The following is a 20,689-nucleotide window of genomic DNA, read 5'->3' as shown; positions in this document are numbered from 1 at the left end:
GCCGGGAAGGTCCGGGTGAGGCGGGTGTCAATAGGCGAAGTCGAGGACATCGTCCTTCTTCTTTTCGGGGCCGCCGTCGGGATCGCCGCCGGCCGAGTCCAGGCCGCCGCTGCTGCCCTCGTCGTCGTCCCCGTGCAGCAGGCCCGGCATGGCTGCGGGAACGCCGCCGCGCACGAACTTGAAGAGCAGGCGCACCTCAACGATCAGCAGTGCCAGGTACACCAGGGTGAAGGCGCTGACGGAGAAGAGCAGCTCGCCGATGTTTACGCCCGGTGAGACCGCAGCTGCGGTGAACATAAAGACGCCGTCCACTCCGGTGGGGTTCGGTGCCACCACAAAGGGCTGGCGGCCCATTTCGGTGAAGATCCAGCCGGCGGAGTTGGCGCCGAAGGGTGCCAGGATGCCGAAGACGGCCAGCCGCATGAGCCACTTGGACTCGGGCACGGTGCCCTTGCGGACCACCCAGAGGGCGAAGGCCGCGGCCACGGCTGCGATCCCGCCGAACCCGATCATGATCCGGAAGCCCCAGTAGGTCACAGCGAAGTTCGGGGTGTAGTCGATTTCGGCGCCGGCGTTGGTGCCGTACATTTCATCGTCCGGCAGATGGGTGCCGTAGGCGTCCGCGTACTCCTCCAGAAGGGTGTTCACGCCGCGGATTTCGGTATCGAAATCTCCGTTGGCAAGGAAGGAAAGCATGCCCGGGATCTCGATCAGCGTGTCCACGTCTTCGCAGTTCACGGCGCCGGGGTCGCCGATGGACAGGACGGAGAATCCGGTGCCGTCATGGCAGGCGGCTTCAGCGGCAGCCATCTTCATCGGCTGCTGTTCAAACATCAGCTTGCCCTGCAGGTCACCGCTGACCGCGACGCCGGCAAAGGCCACTACGGCGACGGCGGCACCAATGCGCAGGGAACGCAGCCAGACAGCGTGGTCGGTCTTGTCACGGCCGGTTTCGGGGCGCTCCCCCACCACCACGTAGCCGCGGTCATCCACGGTGTCGATGCCGTCGCGGCGCCGCTTCCAGAGGTGGTACCAGGCGATGCCGAGCAGGAACCCGCCCGCGACGGCGAACGCGCCGAAGATGGTGTGGGGGAAGGCAACCAGCAGGGTGTTGTTCGTCAGGACAGCCCAGATGTCATTCATGACCGGACGTCCGTCCACCATCTCCACGCCCACGGGGTGCTGCATCCAGGAGTTCGCGGCCAGGATGAAGTAGGCCGAGAGCATCGAGGCCAGGGTGGTGATCCAGATGGTGGCCAGGTGAACCTTCTTCGGCAGCCGTTTCCAGCCGAAGATCCACAGCCCCAGGAACACCGACTCAGTGAAGAAGGCCAGCAGGGATTCCAGTGCCAGGGGGGCACCGAACACGTCGCCGACGAACCGGCTGTACTCGCTCCAGGCCATACCGAACTGGAATTCCTGCACGAGCCCGGTAGCCAGGCCGAGGATGAAGTTGATGAGGAAGAGCTTGCCCCAGAACTTCGTCATCCTGAGGTATTCCTCTTTACCCGTACGCACCCAGGCGGTCTGCAACGCTGCCACGACCAGGCCCAGGCCAATAGTGAGCGGCACCATGAGGAAGTGGTAAACGGTGGTGATGCCGAACTGCCACCGGGCAATATCCAGTGCTTCCACGCTATCTCGTCCTTCAATAGAGCTATGACTTCTACAGGACGTAGAAGACTGACTTCTACAAAGCGTAGAACAACTCTGACAAGATTTCTACGTGATGTAGAACCAACGGCGCAAACACGGTACATTAGTAAGTCTGGACCCGGAATGCCGGGGTCCACAGGGGTCTCGAAAAAAAGAAGGACAGACATGGCTACGCTCGGTGAACTGGAACGGGCAATGATGGACCTGCTTTGGGAATCAGCCGAGGCAGCATCCGCCAATGAACTTCGCGAGCTGCTTGCCCGGCGCGAAGAAACGGACAGCAAGGGCCTGGCAGTCACCACAGTGCTGACCGTGCTTTCGCGGCTGGAGAAGAAAGGGCTCGTTGAGCGTGAACGGGACACCCGCCCGCACCGCTACCGGGCAGTGACAACACGTGCCGAACATACGGCGGAACTGATGCATGAGGCACTGGGAACCGCGAATGACCGCGAGGCCGTGCTGGCACGGTTTGTCGGCTCCGTCTCCGAGACCGAGGCAGAGATGCTGCGCAGGCTGCTGGGCGCCTGAGCACCGGGTGTTCTGGACCTCGTACGCGCTGGCCGCGCTGGCATTGCTGCTGGCCTGGCCCGTGCCGGTTCTGCTCTCGCGGGCCAAGTGGCCTGCCCGCTCGCCGTTCACTGCCATGGTCCTATGGCAGGCAATAGCCCTCGCCGGCGGACTGTCCATGATCGGCGCCATGCTGACCTGGGGGCTGGAGCCCCTCGGTGACAACCTGATCGACGGCCTGCAGGGCCTGTGGCACATCCTGGTGGACCGCGCTCCGGCAAGCACGCTGGGACTGGTCCATGTTTTTGCCCTCAGCGCTGCCGCCCTGCTCAGCGTGCACCTGGTGTTCACCCTATGGCTTACCTACTACCGCATCCTGCGCGGCCGCCGGCGACACCGCGACATGCTGAACCTGCTCAGCTCTCCTTCCGCGGACACGCCCGCCACCCTTGTTATCCAGCATCCGACGCCGGTGGCGTACTGCCTTCCCGGCGGCGCACGCTCCGTAACCGTCCTGTCTGACGGACTGCTGAACATGCTCTCCCCGCAGGAGCTCTCCGCCGTATTGACACACGAGCGGGCACACCTGGTCCAGCACCACCATCTGCTGTTGTGGGCCTTTGCGGCCTGGCGTGCCGCGCTGCCCTGGCTGCCGACTTCCCTGCTGGCCCAGCGCTCGGTCAACGAACTCATCGAGATGCTCGCGGATGACCAGGCGCTGCAGCAGGTGGACCGGGAGGTCCTGGTTCGTGCCGTGGCTATTGTCGGATCCGGGACACAGCCTTCGGACGCCTCCTCGGGAAACCCGGAGCACCGGGTTCCCGCGGAGTCTCCCATGCCGCTCGGCGGCCCGGACAACCTTGAGCCACTGAGTACCGCCGGACGGCTCAGCCGGCTGTTGACCCCGCGGCCTCCGCTTCCTTACTACCTCCGCGTGGGCATCCTCGTGCTCGCCATCCTCCTGCTCGCCGTGCCGACCACCCTGCTGGTCGCTCCGGGCCTGCTGGACTAACCCCACCGGGATCCGGCCGAACGGTTAGACGATCACCAGGTCCGTTCCCTGGGCCTTGTGGTCGGCCATGGCCACGCTCTGGATCGCCGGATCGTCGTAGGTGTTCCAGTAGTAGGTCATGGTCCGGGATGAGAAGAGACCGGTGTACGTGGTCTTCTCGAATTCCCCGGAACCCATGGCCGCGCTTCCTTCCACCATCGCGACCTGCTGCAGGGTGTGGAACGCGCGGCTGACGTTCTCCTCCTCGGTGGTCTTCTGCGGGTAATGTGCGTTGACGTAGGCGGCACGCACAAACCGGGACGGCGAGTAGTAGTCACCCGGGATACCCCGCATGAGCGAGCCGGACCCAAACGGCGCCAGATGCGCCTGATTGAGCACCACCTCTTCCGGGAAGTCGGGAGACGCGTTGAGGTAATTGCGGAGGTTCTCGTGGTGCCAGTTGAAACCGGGCTGGTTTGCCAGGACGTCGACGTCGTCATGGAAGACCTGCATGCCCTCGCTCGTGTATTCGACAACAATGGCGCGGTCCTTATCGGCAATCAGCCAGTGCAGCAGAGAACTCGGATACTTGTCATTGATCGGCCTGTCGACAATCGCGACGTTCTGCAGCGCGGCTTCAACCTCGTCTACGGTGGTGAACTGCGAGGCAACCCAGAGCGGGAACTCAAACGCCGCAACATTCGTCGCACCCTCAACCGGCCCCGGCGCGTACTGCGCATACCCCGGGAAATTAAGGCCGCCGACGGCGAGGCCTGCGTCATTGCCGCAGTCGAAGTAGAGCGGTGTGTCCTCCTGCACGATGCCCATCCCCATGACGGCGTGCCGGATTTGCGGTACAGCCCCAAACGGCGACTTCGTGGCATACCCGGTGGGCGTCAGCACCACCTGCTCCCCGAAGTCGCTGGTCCAATCAAGGTTGCGTGCGAAATAGAGGTGGCCGCTACCGTCTGTAAACCTGATGCCTGTGCACATATTTGACGCTTCCTAGTCTGCAGGACTCCGAAGGATTCTGGCCCGCCCAGCGGGCCCCCGTTCCTGCCTTACCAGTGTGAGGCCCGGGCTGGCGTTTAGGCAGTACCTGCGGCCAACCCGGCCCCGGAAGCGGCAATCAATGCACCGGCTACGCGTCAATCCTGTCGCGGTCCAGCATGGAGGCACCGGCGATGATGAAATCCTTGCGCGGTGCCACATCACTGCCCATCAGCAGTTCGAATGCCTGCTCGGCCGCGGCCGCCTCGGCGATCCGCACCCTTCGCAGGGTCCGGTGCCGCGGATCCATGGTAGTTTCAGCCAGCTGCCCCGCGTCCATTTCACCCAGGCCCTTGTAGCGCTGGATGGGCTCCTTGTAGCGCTTCCCTTCCTTTTCCAGGCGGGTGAGCACCTCGTGCAGTTCTTTTTCGCTGTAGGTGTAGACCATCTCATTGGTCTTGCTGCCGGGGTTGATGACCTCCACGCGGTGCAGGGGCGGCACGGCGGCATATACCCTGCCTGCGTCCACCAGGGGCCGCATGTAGCGGAAGAAGAGCGTGAGCAGCAGGGTGCGGATGTGCGCCCCGTCCACGTCGGCGTCGGTCATAAAGATGACCTTCCCGTAGCGCGCGGCGTCGAGCTGGAAGCTGCGGCCTGAGCCCGCACCCACCACCTGGATCAGGGCGGCGCACTCCGCGTTGTTGAGCATGTCCGCCACGGAGGCTTTCTGCACGTTCAGGATTTTGCCCCGGATCGGCAGCAGCGCCTGGTAATCCGAGGACCGGGCCAGCTTGGCCGTTCCGAGGGCGCTGTCGCCCTCCACGATGAAGAGCTCCGAGCGTTCCTGGTCATCGATCCGGCAGTCCGCAAGCTTGGCGGGCATGGTGGAGGTTTCCAGGGCGTTCTTCCGCCGCTGGGTTTCCTTGTGCACCCGGGCGGAGATCCGGGACTTCATCTCCGCCACCACCTTTTCCAGCAGCTGGGAGGACTGTGCCTTATCCGCCCGTGCGGTGGAATTGAGCCGGGCGGTGATCTCCTTCTCCACCACCTTGCTCACAATGGCACGTACGGCCGAGGTACCCAGGATTTCCTTCGTCTGGCCTTCGAACTGCGGCTCGGCCAGCCGGACGGTAAGCACGGCGGTCAGGCCTGCGAACACGTCGTCCTTTTCGATCTTGTCATTGCCGGCCTTCAGCTTGCGGGCATTGGCTTCGATCACTTTTCGGAAGGTTTTGAGCAGTCCCTGCTCGAAACCGGTCTGGTGTGTGCCCCCCTTGGGCGTGGCAATGATGTTGACGAAGGACCGGATGCTGGTCTCATAGCCGATCCCCCAGCGAAGCGCGATGTCCACCTCGCATTCGCGCTCAATCTCGGTGATCCGGCTGTTGCCCGTTTCGTCCAGGACCGGCACGGACTCCTTGAACTTACCCGAGCCGTGCAGGCGCCAGATGTCGGTGACCGGGGCGTCGGCGGCGAGGTATTCCACAAACTCGGTAATGCCGCCGTCGTGGTGGAAAACCTCCTCCACGGGGCCGTTTTCTCCGGGTGTGCCGGGCAGCCGGCGCTCGTCCCGCAGGGTGATGCGCAGACCGGGGATAAGGAATGCCGTCTGGCGTGCCCGGGCCTGCAGCTCGGTATAGGAGAATTTGGCATCCGGGGTGAAGATCTGCCGGTCGGCCCAGTAGCGGATGCGCGTGCCGGTCACGCCCCGTTTGGCTTTGCCGACCACTTCCAGCCGTGAACTGTCCAGGAACGGGGAGAACTTGGCGTCCGGACCCGGTTTCTTTCCCGTGTCTGCGAAGTGGCCCGGCTCCCCGCGCCGGAAGGTCATTTGGTAGGTCTTCCCCGCCCGGTCCACCTGGACGTCAAGCCGGGAGGACAGCGCATTGACCACGCTGGCACCCACACCGTGCAGACCGCCTGAGGCGGCGTAGGACCCGCCGCCGAACTTTCCGCCGGCATGCAGCTTGGTGAACACCACTTCGACGCCGGAAAGCCCGGTTTTCGGTTCAATGTCCACGGGGATGCCGCGGCCGTCGTCGTGGATCTCCACGGAACCGTCAGGGTGCAGGATGATCTTGATGCTCTGGCCGTACCCTGCCAGCGCCTCGTCCACGGAGTTGTCGATGATTTCCCAAAGGCAATGCATCAGCCCCCGGGAATCGGTGGAGCCGATGTACATGCCCGGACGTTTGCGGACGGCTTCCAGTCCTTCCAGGACGGACAGGTGCCGGGCGGTGTAGTTCGAGCTTGGGGGCGCCACGTGTGTTGAAACTCCTTGGTGTCGGCCGCTGGGCCGGTGGGATGTGCAGTGCGGTATGTGCAGGTGGTATTTGCAGGTGCGCATGTCCGGGAACAATCCAGGACTCCTACAAGGTTAATCCCCCCCGGTGACACTTCCGCCCAGCGACTCGGCGGCCGTGAGTCTGGCCACACGGACCCCGCGGATCGGTACGCGTAGAGCGAAAGGCGGGCCCGCCTGCGATTACCGGCCGGGCAAAGGTGGTTATATGAAGTATCAACACCCTTGAGGAGGCAACTCATGACAGCAGCAGTAGCAACACGTGAGCTGAACAGCCTGGACCGCTGCGACCGTTGCGGCGCACAGGCATACGTACGTGCCGTACTGGAATCCTCCGGCGGGGAACTGCTTTTCTGCGGACACCATGCCCGGGCAGTGGAGGCCAACCTTCGCCCGCTCACCTCGGAATGGCAGGACGAAACGTCCCGCCTGAACGAGAAGGCACCGGTCACGTAGTCTCACGCCGGCAGAACCCACGGTTCCATCGGCGCAACGGCCGCGCAGTCGCGGCGTTTACGCACCAAGCTTGAAGAAGTCCCCTTCCGTCCGGAAGGGGACTTCTTTTTGTATCCGTCCGCTTCTTATGACGTCCGCTTCGAAACGGGCCGGGAGAACCCGGGCCTGTGCCGGAACCAGCAGAAAAAAGCACCCCGTACCGCTGGCGCGGTACGGGGTGCCGATGGAGGTGCTGTGTCTTATTAGTCCAGGTAGTCCCGGAGGACCTGGGACCGCGACGGGTGGCGCAGCTTGGACATGGTCTTGGATTCGATCTGGCGGATGCGCTCACGGGTAACCCCGTAAACCTTGCCGATCTCGTCAAGGGTCTTCGGCTGGCCGTCGGTTAGGCCGAACCGCATGGCCACCACACCTGCCTCGCGCTCGGACAGCGTGTCCAGCACCGAATGCAGCTGCTCCTGCAGGAGCGTGAAGCTGACGGCGTCGGCAGGAACCACGGCTTCGGAGTCCTCAATGAGGTCACCGAACTCGGAGTCGCCGTCTTCGCCCAGCGGGGTGTGCAGGGAAATCGGCTCGCGGCCGTACTTCTGGACCTCAACGACCTTTTCGGGGGTCATATCCAGTTCAAGGGCCAGCTCTTCCGGAGCGGGCTCGCGGCCCAGATCCTGAAGCATCTGACGCTGCACGCGGGCCAGCTTGTTGATGACTTCCACCATGTGCACCGGGATACGGATGGTGCGGGCCTGGTCCGCCATGGCACGGGTAATTGCCTGGCGGATCCACCAGGTTGCATAGGTGGAGAACTTGAAGCCCTTGGTGTAGTCGAACTTCTCGACTGCACGGATCAGGCCCAGGTTGCCTTCCTGGATCAGGTCCAGGAACAGCATGCCGCGGCCGGTGTAACGCTTGGCCAGGGAGACCACCAGGCGAAGGTTTGCTTCAAGCAGGTGGTTCTTGGCGCGCTTTCCGTCGTGGGACACCCACTGCAGCTCGCGCTTCAGCTTCGGGTCCATGTCCGGATCAGCGGCCAGCTTCTCCTCGGCGTACAGGCCGGCTTCGATCCGCAGGGCAAGATCGACTTCCTGCTCCGCGTTCAGCAGGGCAACCTTGCCGATCTGCTTGAGGTAATCCTTGACGGGGTCGGCGGTGGCACCGGCCGACACCACCTGCTGGGCAGGCGCGTCATCATCGTCGGCATCGGAGTACACAAATCCCGAGCCCGTAGGTGCTGCGTCCGCGGCGGGGTCAGCCGCTTCAACTGCTTCTGCGTCCGGCTCAACCTCGACGGAGTCGTCGTGCGGCTCTTCCGCAGCTTCCTTGGCAGCCTTCGCCGAAGTCTTCCTCGTGGTGGCAGCCTTGGTCGGCGCCTTCCGGGTGGAGGGCTTGCGGGCCGTTTTGGCAGCAGTCTTATCGCCGGACGCGGCCTCCTTGGTGGCCGCTGCGGCAGGGGCCTCAGTTGCGGCAGTGCGCTTATTTGCAGTGTCAGTCTCTTCGACTGCAGTTGTCTTTCTCGGCGACACAGAAAACCTTTCATACGGCGGGTTGTGGCACCGCCATTGGGGGCAACACCACTATGACCCTGTCAAGTCCGTGCTTGAAATCCAAGTGCTTGGCTTGATCTGTTCCTGATGGAACAGACGCTGCCGGTGTTTTGTTCCGCTGCCACAGGGACTAGCAGTTCAAAGGACACTTGATACACGAACCCGACCGGGTCTCGGTTCCCATTGTCGCACGTTTTCCGTTCCGCCACAGCACTCCCCCGCCACACCGGATGCGGGTGGGACGCCGCTCACGCCGGCGGGGCGCTCAGTCCGCCCCGCCAGGCCCCGGATCGGGGCCCGGACCGGGCCAGGACTCCGAGCGTGAGCGCGCCCAGTCAGGCAGCACCCCCGTCCCAAGCAGCTCACCCAGCAGCAGCGCCAGCCGGTACCCCGGTTGGGCGGCGATGCTCTGCTCCAAATAGACGTGGGCCCGTGATCCCCGCCCGCGGGCCCATTCAATCCAGGCGAGCAGAGACAGCAGGGCCGCTCGGGCTTCCCCTTCCGAGACTGCGGCAAGATCGGTAAAGACATTGTTTGCCCGGTCCAGGAGGGGCCAGTCCGGCGTGCCGCCGCCGCGTCCAACCAGGATGCCGCGGAAATAGCCTGCCGCCTGTCCGGGGGCTGCCCGGCGTGGGATGGACCCGCCGGGGCCGGCCGGTCCGGTCCTTGCCCGGCCAGTCCTGGCCCGTCCGCTCCTTGCCCCCGTCCCTGCGACGCCGGATCCGGGCGGCTCCCCTGCCCCGGATAAGGCTGTCGCGTCCGGTGTACCGTCGCACGGTGCGCCGAAACCAAGAACATCCCGGGGAAACACTGCCGGACTGCCCTGGCCGCGGAGCAGTCCGTGGGCTTCGGCTCCCGCCAGGGCTGTCTCCAGGCCGACTGCCGCCAGCACCAGCACCGAATCGCGGATTCCCCGGTCCTGAAGGCTCGCCAACAGAAAACCTGCTGTCTCCGGCGCCTCCCGCAACCCCGGGTTTCCGCCGGACAGATCGTGCCCGGAATCCGGCACTTCCGGAGAAAAACATGCGGCCCACAGCCGCAGGGTGCCGCCGAACTGATCCCGTTCACACCAGCGGCCCCCGAGCAGTTTTGTGAAGCGTGCCTGTGCGTCCGCCACCTCGCGCCGCCGGCTCCACGGCCGGGCACGGGAGGAGCCAACCGCCTGCTCCAGCGAGGGGGCAAAGGCGCTGCCCCGGTAAACCAGTTCGGTGTTCAGGGTGCTGTCCGTGATCTGCGAACGCGGCATTCCCGGCCAGGGGCAGCAGCCCGGCCGCGTACAGAAATAGTCCCGCCAGTATTCCGGTCCGACCATCCATCCGTCCTGCACCGGGAGCGACACCGCGGCCAGTTCCTTCTCCAGCCTGCGAATCAGGGCGAGGAACGGCGGCCGGGCCGGCTCTGTCCACGGCTCGCCGGTATAGAGCACCAGCAGGGCGCCGTCTGCACGGGTGTCCGCGGCCAGGAACCGGGCAGCGGCAGCGGCGTAGGCCGCGTTGGCGCCGGCTTTCGACGCTGCCCGCACAGGGGGCAGATCCAGCCGAAGCGTGGCTCCGAGGCGGCCGCTGCACAGTGCCAACAGCACCAGCGACTCCCGGGGTTCAAAGCCCAGGGTGTGCGGAATCAGACTGAGAATATCCGCCGGATCACTGACGCGGTAGGGATTCTCCGCGGTGCCGTCTGCAGGTTCTGTGCTCATGAGCCCCAGTTTTCCCGCTGCACCGGCAGCGGGCCGCACCGTTCGCCAATCTGTGCATTCGTGCGGCGGAGCAGCCCCCTCACCTGCCCTGTGGAGGCCGGGTCAGGCCGGCAGACCCCGCGCACCGTCCCCGGATGACCGGGCGATCCGGGCAGACCCGCCGGCGCCCAGACCCTCCGGCGCCCGGATGCCCGGATGCCCGGACCCGTCCTGGTGTTTCCCGGCCGGGTCCCGGGCTACCCGCGGCCGGCGGGGCCGCTGCGTTCGTCCTTGCGGCGCTGGCGTTCCCGCGCCAATGCTGCCCGGAGCGGCGGCAGCGGAGCCCCGTTCTCGGCAAGGCGCAGCCGGATTGCTTTGCGGGTCCGCAGGATGCCCGCAACCCCCACGGCCATCACAGCGAACTGAACGGTCAGCGCAATCCGGAATGAATCCAGCGCGTAGAGTTTGCCGTCGGAGAAACCGTTGTTATTGAGCACATCGAGCACCAGTCCAATCAGGTACATGCTCACCAGCGAGGCAACGAAACCGCCAATGTTCACAATGCCCGTGGCGGTACCCAGCCGGTGGCTGGGGTTGTAGGTCCGGGCAAAATCGAATCCGATCATGGAGCCCGGGCCGCCGACGGCGAGCAGCATCACCAGCAGGACCAGCAGCCACAGGGGCGCGGGTCCGGGATACAGCAGCACGGCAGCCCAGCCGGCGGCCATGGACGCGGCAATTATCAGCACCATAGTGGAACGGCGCAGCGGGTGGCGCCCCACCCAGGAACCCATCCAGGGACCGCAGAGAATGGCTACCACCACGAACAGGGTCATCAGCGACGACGCAACTGCGGGGGTTACCCCTTCGGCACTGACCAGATACGGGAATCCCCACATCAGCACAAACACCGTGCCGGGGAACTGGACGGTGTAGTGGGTCCACATACCCAGCCTGGTTCCGGGCTGGGCGAAGGCTTCCGAGAGGCTTGTCCCGGTCTGGCGCAGCGGCAGGGGTACCGGTGCCTCGCCGCCCTCCGGCCGGTTGCGCACGCAGGCAAGGGTGAGGACCAGGGCAAGCAGGGAAAGGGAGGCAGCAGCGATAAACGCGGTGCTCCAACCGAACCGGTGCAGCACAAAGGCGAACGGAATGGCACTGGCGATCTGCCCCAGCTGCCCCACCACGCCCGTGTACTGGGTCAGGACCGGAATTCGCCGCCCGGAAAACCAGGCGGGCAGCAGACGCAGCACCGAGATAAAGGTCAGCGCATCCCCGGCTCCCACCAGGGAACGTCCCAGAATGCCGGCGCCGACTGATTCGGCCGTGGCCAGCTGGAACTGACCGGCCAGCATCAGCGCCGCACCGCCGGCAATCAGCAGCCTCGGACCGAAGCGGTCCACGAGGACACCGACGGGAATCTGCAGCCCGGCATAGACCAGCAGCTGCACCACGGTGAAGACGGACAGGACCGATGCGGTAGCCGAAAACCGATCCGTGGCTTCGATACCTGCCACGCCAAAAGTAGTCCGCTGGGTGACGGCGACCATGTAGGCGAAAACGCCGACGCCCCAGACAATCCAGGCACGCCGCCCGTTCATCGCAGGAGCACCCCCGGACCTGCCCGAAGAGGATGACCCCTCAGGCGGGGTTGCCCCGGCCGGCCCCGGGTTGGGCGGAACAGCGGAGCTCAACCTTCTGCCTTTTCCGCCGAAGTGCGCAGCGGCCGGGGGTTATGCCCCGCCGTTTCGTCCCTTCGGTTCGCCGGTTCCGTGATCCTCAACCGTGCCGTCGGTGGCATGGGGTGCATTCTCCTGATCCGCGTTATCGCTCGGTTCGTACTCTTGCGCCGTATCCGTTTCTTCGCCGGCCTGGCCGTGCGGGTTCTCCGGCCACAGGGCCTCGGACTCCTCTTCGGCCTGCGGGCTGGCCAGATAGGCCTCCACTGCGGCACCGATTTCCTCGGCGTCCGCCAATTCATCATTGTCCTTCACCAGCAGCGAGCGTCGGACGGTGCTTTCGGTGTACTCGTCATAGCGCTTCTCCAGGGTCGAGACCACGCCCTTGACTTCGGCGGAAGCTTCGACCTGCTGGGCGATCTGCCGTTCGACGTCCCGGCCTGCCTCGCGCAGCCGGTCGGTGGGCAGCACCAGGGACGCCGCAGCGCCCAGGTACTCCAGTCCGGCGACGGCGGCGGGCGGGAACTCGGCCTCAGCCAGGTAATGCGGAACGTGCACTACATGACCGACGACGTCGACGCCGGCCTCGGACAGCCGCAGTTCCAGCAGGTGCCCGACGGCGGCCTGAACCTGGGCGATCGGAGTCCAGGAACTAATGCCTTCGACCAGATCCGGGCGGTTGCCGTGGGTGGTAACGCCAATGGGCCGCGTGTGCGGAACGGGCATCGGGATTGAATGCACCCAGCAGACCAGCTCCACTTCCAGGGAGTGGACCAGGTGCAGCACTGCAGCGGTAAAGCGTTCCCACTGCAGGTCCGGTTCAAAGCCACTCAGGAACAGGAACGGCTCCCCCAGCCCGTCATACATGCGGTGCAGTTCAAGCCGCGGCGGCTCATAGTCGCTCAGATGGTCCTCAATAAAGGAAATCTGCGGCCGGCGGTTCCGGTAATCAATCAGCTGATCGGCATCGAAGGTGGCCACCAGGTCATGGTCCAGGGCATCAAAGAGTTCATCCCGGATCTGGCTGACCACGTGGCCCGCCTCCGCAAAGCCGGTGAAGCCGACCAGGAGCTTGCGTCCGCGCAGGTCGGCGGAATCCGCCACCTCCGGATTAAGATTAAACAGGGTCAGCGGATCAAGCATGTCTTACCCCTCCCGGCTACTCGTCGGCGTGCTTTCTCGGTACAGCAGGGTTTCCCGGCCGCCGTTACGGGCCGTGATTTGCCACTCCTGTTCCCTTACTCAAGGGTAAACGCACCGAAGTACCCGTTTCATTCCGGGCCCGCCCATGCCGGCGGCAGCCCCGTCCTCCTCCCCCGGTGGCAGCCCGCACGCCTTCTTCGGACTACGATCGATGTGATAACGCAACTCAACACAGAAAACGTGAGGAAGCAGCTTCGTGAACAAAGCCAGTGAGCCCAGCCTGTCGGCAGTGTCAAAGGACGGGCGGAAGGTATCCGCCAACGCACTCGTGATCGGTGTGGGCCAGACCCCTGACGGTCCCGTGCTCATCGAAAGCCCGCTTACCCCCAAGGCGTCCGCCGCTTTGAGCGCGTCCCTGCCGCTGCTCGGCGTCACGGGCGCCGCCGACGAGGTGCACCGCCTGCCGGGCCTGCCTGAGGTCGAAGCCGACATGCTCGTCCTCGCCGGACTCGGGAAGGTCTCCCCCGGGGTTGCGCTCACTGAGGAAACCCTGCGGCGCACTGCAGGCTCCGCCGTCCGGCAGATCGCCGGCACCGGCTCCGTCGCCCTGGCACTGCCCGCCGGCAGCGTAGCCGACGCCGCCGCCGTCGCCGAAGGCGCCCTGCTGGGCGCCTACAGCTTCACCGAGCACCGCAGCGCCGCCACGGCGGAGAAGGTGCCCGCCCCGGTCGCTGAGATCACCGTTATTACTGCCGCAGCCGACGAGAAGGCCATGAAGCCGGCCCTCGAGCGCGCCCGCATCCTGGGCCGCGCGGTCAACGCCACCCGCACCCTGGTCAACCAGCCCCCGAGCCACCTGTACCCGGAGACCTTTGCAGCGGCTGCAAAGGACCTGGCCAAGTCCCTGCCGGTCAAGGTCACCGTCATGGATGAAAAGAAGCTCGAACGCGAAGGCTTCGGCGGCATCCTCGGCGTCGGCAAGGGCTCCTCCCGCCCGCCGCGCCTGGTGAAGCTCGAATACGCGCCGCTGCGCTCCAAGGTCAAGCTGGCCCTGGTGGGCAAGGGCATCACCTTTGATTCCGGCGGACTGTCCCTGAAGCCGGCCGCCGGCATGCAGGCCATGAAGTCGGACATGGGCGGAGCCGCCGTCGTCCTCAACGCCCTGCTGGCCATCGCCGAGCTGGGCCTGCCGATCAAGGTCACCTCCTGGCTGTGCATCGCGGAAAACATGCCCTCGGGTACCGCCCAGCGTCCCTCGGACGTCATGACCACCTACGGCGGCCGCACCGTCGAGGTGCTCAACACCGACGCCGAGGGCCGCCTGGTCATGGCCGACGGCCTCGTTGCCGCCAGTGAGGAAGCACCGGACGCGATCATCGACGTCGCCACCCTCACCGGTGCCCAGATGATCGCCCTGGGCAACCGGGTCTCCGCCGTGATGGGTGAGGAAGGGGTCCGTGACGCAGTCAAGGCCGCCGCCGACCGCGCCGGAGAGCTGTTCTGGCCGATGCCCATCCCCGAGGAGCTGCGCGCCAGCCTGGACTCCCAGGTGGCGGACATTGCCAACCACGGTGAGCGTTTCGGCGGCATGATGACCGCCGCCACGTTCCTGCGTGAATTCGTCGGCGAGGTCAACGGCACCAAGATCCCGTGGGCCCACCTGGACATCGCCGGCCCCGCCTTCAACGAAGGCGCTCCTTACGGCTATGTGCCGAAGGAAGGCACCGGCGTCGCCGTCCGCACCCTGGTGGCCTACGCGGAAGACGTGGTCTCGCGCGCTTCCTAGCAGTTAAAACGGTTCCGTGAAACGGAACTGACGGTTGTGACTGGTGTTTCTCATTACACTTCGCCCCCTACCGCCCGTCTCCAAGTGGATGCCGGTGGTAGGGGGCGATAGGGTGAGACCTAATCACAAACGCCCAAATACTCACCGGCGCGCATGGGCGCGTCAACGATTACGCGAGGGAGCGTCCAAGTGGCCGATAAGGCAGCTGCGCAAGAGTTCGACATCCTGATCCTCGGCGGAGGCAGCGGCGGCTACGCCGCAGCACTGCGCTCCGTGGAGCTGGGATTCTCCGTAGGTCTCATTGAAAAGGGGAAGCTGGGCGGGACCTGCCTTCACAACGGCTGCATCCCCACCAAGGCCCTGCTGCACTCCGCGGAAATCGCGGAGAACGCAAAGACTGCCTCGAAGTACGGCATCAACGCCACCTTTGACTCCGTGGATATGACGGCAGTGAACTCCTACAAGGACAACATTATTGCGGGCAAGTTCCGCGGCCTGCAGGGCCTGATCAAGTCCAAGGGCATCACCGTCATTGAGGGTGAAGGCAAGCTCACCAGCGAAAAGACCATCGAGGTCAACGGCGAGACCTACACCGGCAAGAACATCATCCTGGCCACCGGCTCCTACTCCCGCTCACTGCCGGGCCTGGAAATCGGCGGCAAGGTCATCACCTCCGACCAGGCACTGAAGATGGACACCGTGCCCAAGAGTGCCATCATCCTGGGCGGCGGCGTGATCGGCGTCGAGTTCGCTTCGGTCTGGAACTCCTTCGGCGTGGATGTCACCATCGTGGAAGGCCTGCCCTCGCTGGTCCCGAACGAGGACGCCGCGATCATCAAGAACCTGGAACGCGCCTACAAGAAGCGCGGCATCAAGTTCAGCACCGGCATCTTCTTCGACAACGTCAAGCAGAACGACGACGGCGTGGTTGTCACGCTCGCCGACGGCAAGACCTTCGAAGCGGATCTCATGCTCGTGGCCGTGGGCCGCGGACCGGTCACCGCCAACCTGGGCTACGAAGACGCGGGTATCACCATGGACCGCGGCTTCGTGATCACCAACGACCGGCTGCACACCGGCGTCGGCAACATCTACGCCGTGGGTGACATTGTCCCCGGCCTGCAGCTGGCCCACCGCGGTTTCCAGCAGGGCATCTTCGTGGCCGAGGAGATCGCCGGCCTCAAGCCGGTAGTCGTCGAAGACGTCAACATCCCGAAGGTCACCTACTGCGAGCCCGAAATTGCCTCCGTGGGCCTGACCGAAGCCAAGGCGAAGGAAAAGCTGGGAGCAGAGAACGTCGAGATCCAGGAATACAACCTGGCCGGCAACGGCAAGACCTCCATCCTCGGCTCCTCCGGCCTCATCAAGATGGTGCGCGAGAAGGACGGCCCCATTGTGGGCGTGCACATGATCGGTGCCCGGATCGGCGAGCAGATCGGCGAAGCCCAGCTGATCGTCAACTGGGAGGCGTACCCTGAGGATATTGCCAGCCTGATCCATGCCCACCCGACGCAGAACGAAGCGTTGGGCGAGGCTGCCATGGCTTTGGCCGGCAAGCCCCTTCACGGTTAAACCCAAAGGATTCACTTTCCGGGGCAGCCGGTCCGCCGGCTGCCCCGGAGCACACATCACCGGCACCAGCGGTACGGCTGGTCACAAAAGATCTAACAAGGAGAAACGGGGACAATATGTCTGAAACCGTGAACTTACCCGCCCTTGGTGAAAGCGTCACCGAAGGCACCGTCACCCGCTGGCTGAAGAACGTCGGCGACACCGTAGAGGTAGACGAGCCGCTGCTGGAGGTTTCCACCGACAAGGTTGACACCGAGATCCCCTCCCCCGTTGCCGGCGTTATCGAGGAAATCCTCGTAGCCGAAGACGAAACCGCTGAAGTAGGTGCCCCGCTGGTTCGCATCGGCGACGGCTCCGGCTCACAGCAGGACGACGGCGGCAGCGCCGCCAGCCAGGAAGCACCGGCGGAGGAAGCACCCGCTGAAGAGGCACCCGCAGCCGAAGAGGCTCCGGCGGCTGAAGAAGAAGCCCCGGCCTCCTCTGATTCCGACTCCGGTTCCGACGCCGGTTCCGGCGAAGGCACCGAGGTCACCCTGCCCGCACTGGGCGAGTCCGTTACCGAAGGTACGGTCACCCGCTGGCTGAAGGCCGTGGGCGACGACGTCGAAATGGACGAGCCGCTGCTGGAGGTGTCCACCGACAAGGTTGACACCGAGATCCCCTCCCCGGTAGCGGGCAAGCTGCTGGAGATCCGGGTCAACGAAGACGACACCGCCGAGGTTGGTTCCGTCCTGGCCGTCATCGGTTCCGGTGCGGCAGCCCCGGCCAAGGCCGAGCCGAAGGAGGCCGAGCCGGTAGCGGCGGCGTCAAAGGACGAGCGTGAAGCTCCGGCTGCCGAGCCGGAGAAGAAGGAAGAGCCCAAGGCCGAGGCACCGAAGCAGGAAGCCCCCAAGGCTGAAGCTCCCAAGGCCGAAGCTCCCAAGGCTGAGGCACCGAAGCAGGAAGCTCCCAAGCAGGAGGCTTCTGCCGGCTCCAACGACGGCGGCACCTATGTCACCCCGCTGGTGCGCAAGCTGGCCAACGAGCACGGCGTGGATCTCTCCACCGTCAAGGGCTCCGGCGTGGCCGGGCGCATCCGCAAGCAGGACGTGCTCGAAGCCGCCGAAGCGAAGAAGGCGGAAAAGCCCGCCGCATCCGCACCGGCTTCATCCCCGGCATCGGATAAGGCAGCTCCGGCCCAGATCAGCGAGGCCAGCGCCAAGCTGCGCGGCACCACGGTGAAGGCTCCGCGGATCCGCCAGACCATCGCACGCCGCATGCGCGAGTCCCTGGAGGAATCGGCACAGCTGACGCAGGTGCACGAGGTCGACATGACCCGCATCGCGGCACTGCGGCAGAAGGCCAAGGGCAGCTTCCAGGAGCAGAACGGTGCAAAGCTCACCTTCCTGCCGTTCATCGCCAAGGCTGTTGTCGAAGCGCTGAAGCAGCACCCGAAGCTGAACGCGTCCTACAACAACGAGACGCAGGAGATCACGTACCACGACTCCGAGCACCTCGCCATTGCCGTGGACACGGAGAAGGGCCTGCTGGTTCCGGTCATCAACGATGCCGGCGACCTGAACATCACCGGTCTCGCGAAGAAGATTGCCGATGTCGGCAGCCGGACGCGCAACAACAAGATCGGTCCGGACGAACTGTCCGGCGGCACCTTCACCATCACGAACATCGGCAGCGTCGGAGCCCTCTTCGACACGCCGATCATCAACCAGCCGCAGGTGGGTATCCTGGGCACCGGCGCCATCGTCAAGCGCCCCATGGTCCTCACCGATGCCGAAGGCAATGACAACATTGCCATCCGTTCGATGATGTACCTCTCCCTGACGTACGACCACCGCCTGGTGGACGGGGCCGATGCAGGCCGCTTCCTGCAGACGCTGAAGGCACGTCTGGAAGAAGGCAACTTCGAGGCAGACCTGGGCCTCTAGGACTCCGTGTCGCCCGCAGGGCGCCCCTCCCATGGGAGGGCGCCCTGCGCTGTTTAAGCCGCAGCCTCCGAGCCGGGCAACTTTCTCTACATGTTGTAGAAAAGTTACCGCCCGTGCTGCCGGTGTGGTCAAAGGAGCCGACAGCTTGTCGGTAAAGTTAAGGCATGGATATCCTTCACAGCTTCCTTGTCTTCCTGCACATCCTCGGCGCCGCGATCATCGTCGGCCTCTGGTTCGCCCGGATAAAGAACCCCACGGTCCTGCCCGGCCAGTTCCACGGTGCCCTGCTGCAGCTGGTCACGGGCCTTGCTCTGGTGGCCGTCAACGAAATGGGTGACGGCGACGTCAACCACATGAAGGTCGGCATCAAGCTGCTCATCGCCCTGGTCATCGCAGTGCTCGCCTTCATCGGACAGCGCCGCTACAAGAAGGACGAAAAGGTCTCCGCCGGGCTCGCCAACAGCGTCGGCATCCTCACGATTGTCAACATCGCCCTCGCCACTATGTGGTAGTCCGCACCACAGCGGAAATAGGATGGGATGGTGCACCGGCTACGGCCGGTCCCATCCCGTCACTTTTTAAGGAGACCCCCATGGCTACAGTCCGATCAGCCCACACCGTCTGGAACGGCGACCTCTTCAACGGCAAGGGTGACGTGACCCTCGACAGCTCCGGCCTTGGCACCTACGACGTGACGTGGAAGGCGCGTGCCGAAGAGGCCAACGGCAAGACCAGTCCCGAGGAGCTGATCGCCGCGGCGCATTCCGCCTGCTTCTCCATGGCGTTCAGTAATGCCCTTGCCGAAGCCGGCAAGACCGCGGATCGGATTGAGACCTCCGCGGACGTCACTTTCGTGCCCGGAACCGGCATCACCGGCAGCCACCTGAAGGTCACCGCTGTGGTGCCCGGCCTTACGGCGGAGCAGTTCGACGACATTGCAGAGGCAGCAAAGACCGGATGCCCTGTCTCGCAGGCCCTGGCCGGCATCGATATCACCATGGACGCTGTCCTGGAATCCTAGGAACCGCGTCGAGTAACAGGCGCATGGCCCGGCCCGCTTCTGCGGGCCGGGCTTTTTGCGTTTCCGTCCCGTCATGGGCTGGGCGCCAACCTATTTGGGGGGCGGCGGCGGCGGTGTCCCCAGACAGGGTGTTGACCTCTGAAGAGCCCGCGTAGCGTGGTTTCCACGCGAGCTTGGCCCTATGCCAAGGAAGCGGTTTCGATAGGCTCGCAACTGCGTCTGAAGGTAAAAAGATGAACCTCACTCCCAAAGAAATCGACAAACTTTACATTTATCAAGTGGCGGATCTGGCCCGGAAACGGCGGGACAGGGGAACCAAGCTGAGCGTCAGCGAGGCAACCGCGCTCATCTGCGAGGCTATCCTCGAGGGCGCCCGCGACGGCAGGACCGTCGCCGAGGTGATGGAGCTAGGCAAAACCATCGTCTCCGAATCCGAATGCATGGACGGCGTCCGTGAGCGGCTGCCTCTCCTGCAGGTCGAAGCGACCTTTGTCGACGGCAGCAAGCTGGTCTCCTGTCACGATCCCATCGGAGTCTGACTTGACGCGGCCGGCCGAGCCGGATGCGACGGTGGTACTGGTCGGAGGTCATGAGAGCGGCAACGGGACGGATCTCTCCTTCCTTGCGGATTATCTTCCCGACGCTCACATCACCCCTGCCGGACGGCCGTTGCACAACCTGCTCACGCAATTACGCGGGCGCAAACGCCTCGCATCGGATCCCGCGCCGGTGGTGGTGCTGCCCATGACGTTCGGGCGCAACCCCACGCTCATTGCCGATGCGGCAAAAACGCTCAAATGGCTGGAAGCGGGGGCCGACGCTTCCGGCTTACCCCTGGTCCTGGCCGATCCTTTCGGCACGGGCGACCACCTCACGGCGTGGCTCCGAGCCGCGGCAACCAATGTGCACCACCGCGCGCCGGAGGCGGGCATGCTCATCATGGCCGATGCGGCCAATCCCTTTGACGACGCCGAACTCTACCGCATCTCCCACCTTGTGCGCACCCACGGGGCGGGCAACCAGGTGGAAACTGCGACAGTTGAGTCGCCGGCTGAGGTTGTGGACGCTGTTAAGCGGCTGCGGCTTCTCGGCAGCACAGAAACGGTTGTTGTCCCCGCCGGTTTCCGGCAGACGGCGACGCTGCATGGCGATCCGTTGCCGTTCGGTGAAGGCGCACTTGCCGATGCCGGCTTTTACGGTTCTTTGCTCAGCGGGCAGGCAGCGCTGCGTGTTATCCGTGAGCGGGTCCTCGATGCACTGCACAACTTCGAGCATGGCCACAACGGGATCGAGGCCGGACTGCAGGCCGACCACGGCCACGGATACGCACACTCACACGCCTTTGACGCAGCCAACGGCCACTCCCATACCCACGGGCAGGGAGCTAGCGCTGGCCATACACATTTCCACCCCGCCCCCATCGGCTCGACTTAACCGCAGAAGTCCCC

General features: G+C 64.8%; 16 protein-coding genes and 1 pseudogene. 10 read left to right on the top strand and 7 right to left on the bottom strand.

Annotation, left to right across the window (positions count from 1 at the left end; genetic code table 11):
• Nucleotides 1-27: 27 nt before the first annotated feature.
• The gene (locus MUK71_RS06975) at nucleotides 28-1,635 is read right to left on the bottom strand and encodes a cytochrome ubiquinol oxidase subunit I (protein WP_227928013.1); all 1,608 of its coding nucleotides are present in this window, start codon (nucleotides 1,633-1,635) and stop codon (nucleotides 28-30) included.
• 186 nt (nucleotides 1,636-1,821) lie between these two features.
• On the opposite strand from MUK71_RS06975, the gene MUK71_RS06970 reads away from it, so the two are divergent.
• The gene (locus tag MUK71_RS06970; RefSeq protein ID WP_227902213.1) at nucleotides 1,822-2,184 is read left to right on the top strand and encodes a BlaI/MecI/CopY family transcriptional regulator; all 363 of its coding nucleotides are present in this window, start codon (nucleotides 1,822-1,824) and stop codon (nucleotides 2,182-2,184) included.
• A gap of 7 nt (nucleotides 2,185-2,191) precedes the next feature.
• Nucleotides 2,192-3,175 (top strand): M56 family metallopeptidase, encoded by a 984-nt coding sequence (locus MUK71_RS06965; RefSeq protein ID WP_227928014.1) that lies wholly within the window; start codon nucleotides 2,192-2,194, stop codon nucleotides 3,173-3,175.
• Nucleotides 3,176-3,199: 24 nt separating this feature from the next.
• On the opposite strand, the gene bsh is transcribed toward MUK71_RS06965, so the two are convergent.
• A complete protein-coding gene (bsh, locus tag MUK71_RS06960) occupies nucleotides 3,200-4,147 on the bottom strand; it encodes a choloylglycine hydrolase (protein ID WP_227928015.1) in 948 nt (315 codons plus the stop codon).
• 148 nt (nucleotides 4,148-4,295) lie between these two features.
• The gene (locus MUK71_RS06955) at nucleotides 4,296-6,407 is read right to left on the bottom strand and encodes a DNA gyrase/topoisomerase IV subunit B (protein ID WP_227928016.1); all 2,112 of its coding nucleotides are present in this window, start codon (nucleotides 6,405-6,407) and stop codon (nucleotides 4,296-4,298) included.
• A gap of 279 nt (nucleotides 6,408-6,686) precedes the next feature.
• Here MUK71_RS06955 and MUK71_RS06950 point away from each other — a divergent pair, with 279 nt between their 5' ends.
• Nucleotides 6,687-6,902: a DUF7455 domain-containing protein gene (locus MUK71_RS06950; RefSeq protein ID WP_227902217.1), complete on the top strand. Its 216-nt coding sequence runs from the start codon at nucleotides 6,687-6,689 to the stop codon at nucleotides 6,900-6,902.
• Between the two features lie 242 nt (nucleotides 6,903-7,144).
• Here the strand turns inward: MUK71_RS06950 and MUK71_RS06945 are convergent, their stop codons facing one another.
• The 4 genes and pseudogenes from MUK71_RS06945 to MUK71_RS06930 all read right to left on the bottom strand — a co-directional run.
• Entirely contained in the window at nucleotides 7,145-8,422 is a 1,278-nt protein-coding gene (locus MUK71_RS06945; protein ID WP_227902218.1) for an RNA polymerase sigma factor, read from the bottom strand.
• A 286-nt stretch (nucleotides 8,423-8,708) separates the two neighbouring features.
• Nucleotides 8,709-10,139, bottom strand: a complete 1,431-nt coding sequence (locus MUK71_RS06940; RefSeq protein ID WP_227928017.1) for a DUF4192 family protein — start codon at nucleotides 10,137-10,139, stop codon at nucleotides 8,709-8,711.
• A gap of 236 nt (nucleotides 10,140-10,375) precedes the next feature.
• A complete protein-coding gene (locus MUK71_RS06935; protein ID WP_227928018.1) occupies nucleotides 10,376-11,716 on the bottom strand; it encodes an MFS transporter in 1,341 nt (446 codons plus the stop codon).
• 327 nt (nucleotides 11,717-12,043) lie between these two features.
• Nucleotides 12,044-12,937 (bottom strand): annotated as a pseudogene (locus MUK71_RS06930) (proteasome assembly chaperone family protein); the annotation flags it as partial.
• A 256-nt stretch (nucleotides 12,938-13,193) separates the two neighbouring features.
• Between MUK71_RS06930 and MUK71_RS06925 the strand changes: the two are divergent.
• The 7 genes from MUK71_RS06925 (at nucleotide 13,194) to MUK71_RS06895 (ending at nucleotide 20,675) form a co-directional block, all read left to right on the top strand.
• A complete protein-coding gene (locus MUK71_RS06925) occupies nucleotides 13,194-14,723 on the top strand; it encodes a leucyl aminopeptidase (RefSeq protein WP_227902221.1) in 1,530 nt (509 codons plus the stop codon).
• Between the two features lie 189 nt (nucleotides 14,724-14,912).
• On the top strand, nucleotides 14,913-16,295 hold the full coding sequence (lpdA, locus tag MUK71_RS06920) for a dihydrolipoyl dehydrogenase (protein ID WP_227902222.1): 1,383 nt from the start codon (nucleotides 14,913-14,915) through the stop codon (nucleotides 16,293-16,295).
• Between the two features lie 116 nt (nucleotides 16,296-16,411).
• Nucleotides 16,412-18,220, top strand: a complete 1,809-nt coding sequence (gene sucB, locus MUK71_RS06915; RefSeq protein ID WP_227928019.1) for a 2-oxoglutarate dehydrogenase, E2 component, dihydrolipoamide succinyltransferase — start codon at nucleotides 16,412-16,414, stop codon at nucleotides 18,218-18,220.
• Nucleotides 18,221-18,384: 164 nt separating this feature from the next.
• Nucleotides 18,385-18,732, top strand: a complete 348-nt coding sequence (locus MUK71_RS06910) for a hypothetical protein (protein WP_227902224.1) — start codon at nucleotides 18,385-18,387, stop codon at nucleotides 18,730-18,732.
• Nucleotides 18,733-18,812: 80 nt separating this feature from the next.
• Nucleotides 18,813-19,241, top strand: a complete 429-nt coding sequence (locus tag MUK71_RS06905; RefSeq protein ID WP_227902225.1) for an OsmC family protein — start codon at nucleotides 18,813-18,815, stop codon at nucleotides 19,239-19,241.
• Between the two features lie 233 nt (nucleotides 19,242-19,474).
• Nucleotides 19,475-19,780, top strand: a complete 306-nt coding sequence (locus MUK71_RS06900; RefSeq protein WP_227902226.1) for an urease subunit gamma — start codon at nucleotides 19,475-19,477, stop codon at nucleotides 19,778-19,780.
• A gap of 1 nt (nucleotide 19,781) precedes the next feature.
• On the top strand, nucleotides 19,782-20,675 hold the full coding sequence (locus tag MUK71_RS06895; protein ID WP_227928020.1) for a sirohydrochlorin chelatase family protein: 894 nt from the start codon (nucleotides 19,782-19,784) through the stop codon (nucleotides 20,673-20,675).
• Nucleotides 20,676-20,689 lie beyond the last annotated feature (14 nt).

This window comes from Arthrobacter zhangbolii (assembly GCF_022869865.1).
Lineage (GTDB): Bacteria > Actinomycetota > Actinomycetes > Actinomycetales > Micrococcaceae > Arthrobacter_B > Arthrobacter_B zhangbolii.
The sequence above is the reverse complement of the archived record's forward strand: the minus strand, read 5'-3'. Positions and strand labels throughout refer to the sequence as shown.

Coding starts and splice junctions, on each gene's coding strand:
- MUK71_RS06970 (WP_227902213.1), top strand. CDS start 1,822: ATGGCTACGCTCGGTGAACTGGAACGGGCAATGATGGACCTGCTTTGG.
- bsh (WP_227928015.1), bottom strand. CDS start 4,147: ATGTGCACAGGCATCAGGTTTACAGACGGTAGCGGCCACCTCTATTTC.
- MUK71_RS06950 (WP_227902217.1), top strand. CDS start 6,687: ATGACAGCAGCAGTAGCAACACGTGAGCTGAACAGCCTGGACCGCTGC.
- MUK71_RS06940 (WP_227928017.1), bottom strand. CDS start 10,139: ATGAGCACAGAACCTGCAGACGGCACCGCGGAGAATCCCTACCGCGTC.
- MUK71_RS06935 (WP_227928018.1), bottom strand. CDS start 11,716: ATGAACGGGCGGCGTGCCTGGATTGTCTGGGGCGTCGGCGTTTTCGCC.
- sucB (WP_227928019.1), top strand. CDS start 16,412: ATGTCTGAAACCGTGAACTTACCCGCCCTTGGTGAAAGCGTCACCGAA.
- MUK71_RS06910 (WP_227902224.1), top strand. CDS start 18,385: ATGGATATCCTTCACAGCTTCCTTGTCTTCCTGCACATCCTCGGCGCC.
- MUK71_RS06905 (WP_227902225.1), top strand. CDS start 18,813: ATGGCTACAGTCCGATCAGCCCACACCGTCTGGAACGGCGACCTCTTC.
- MUK71_RS06900 (WP_227902226.1), top strand. CDS start 19,475: ATGAACCTCACTCCCAAAGAAATCGACAAACTTTACATTTATCAAGTG.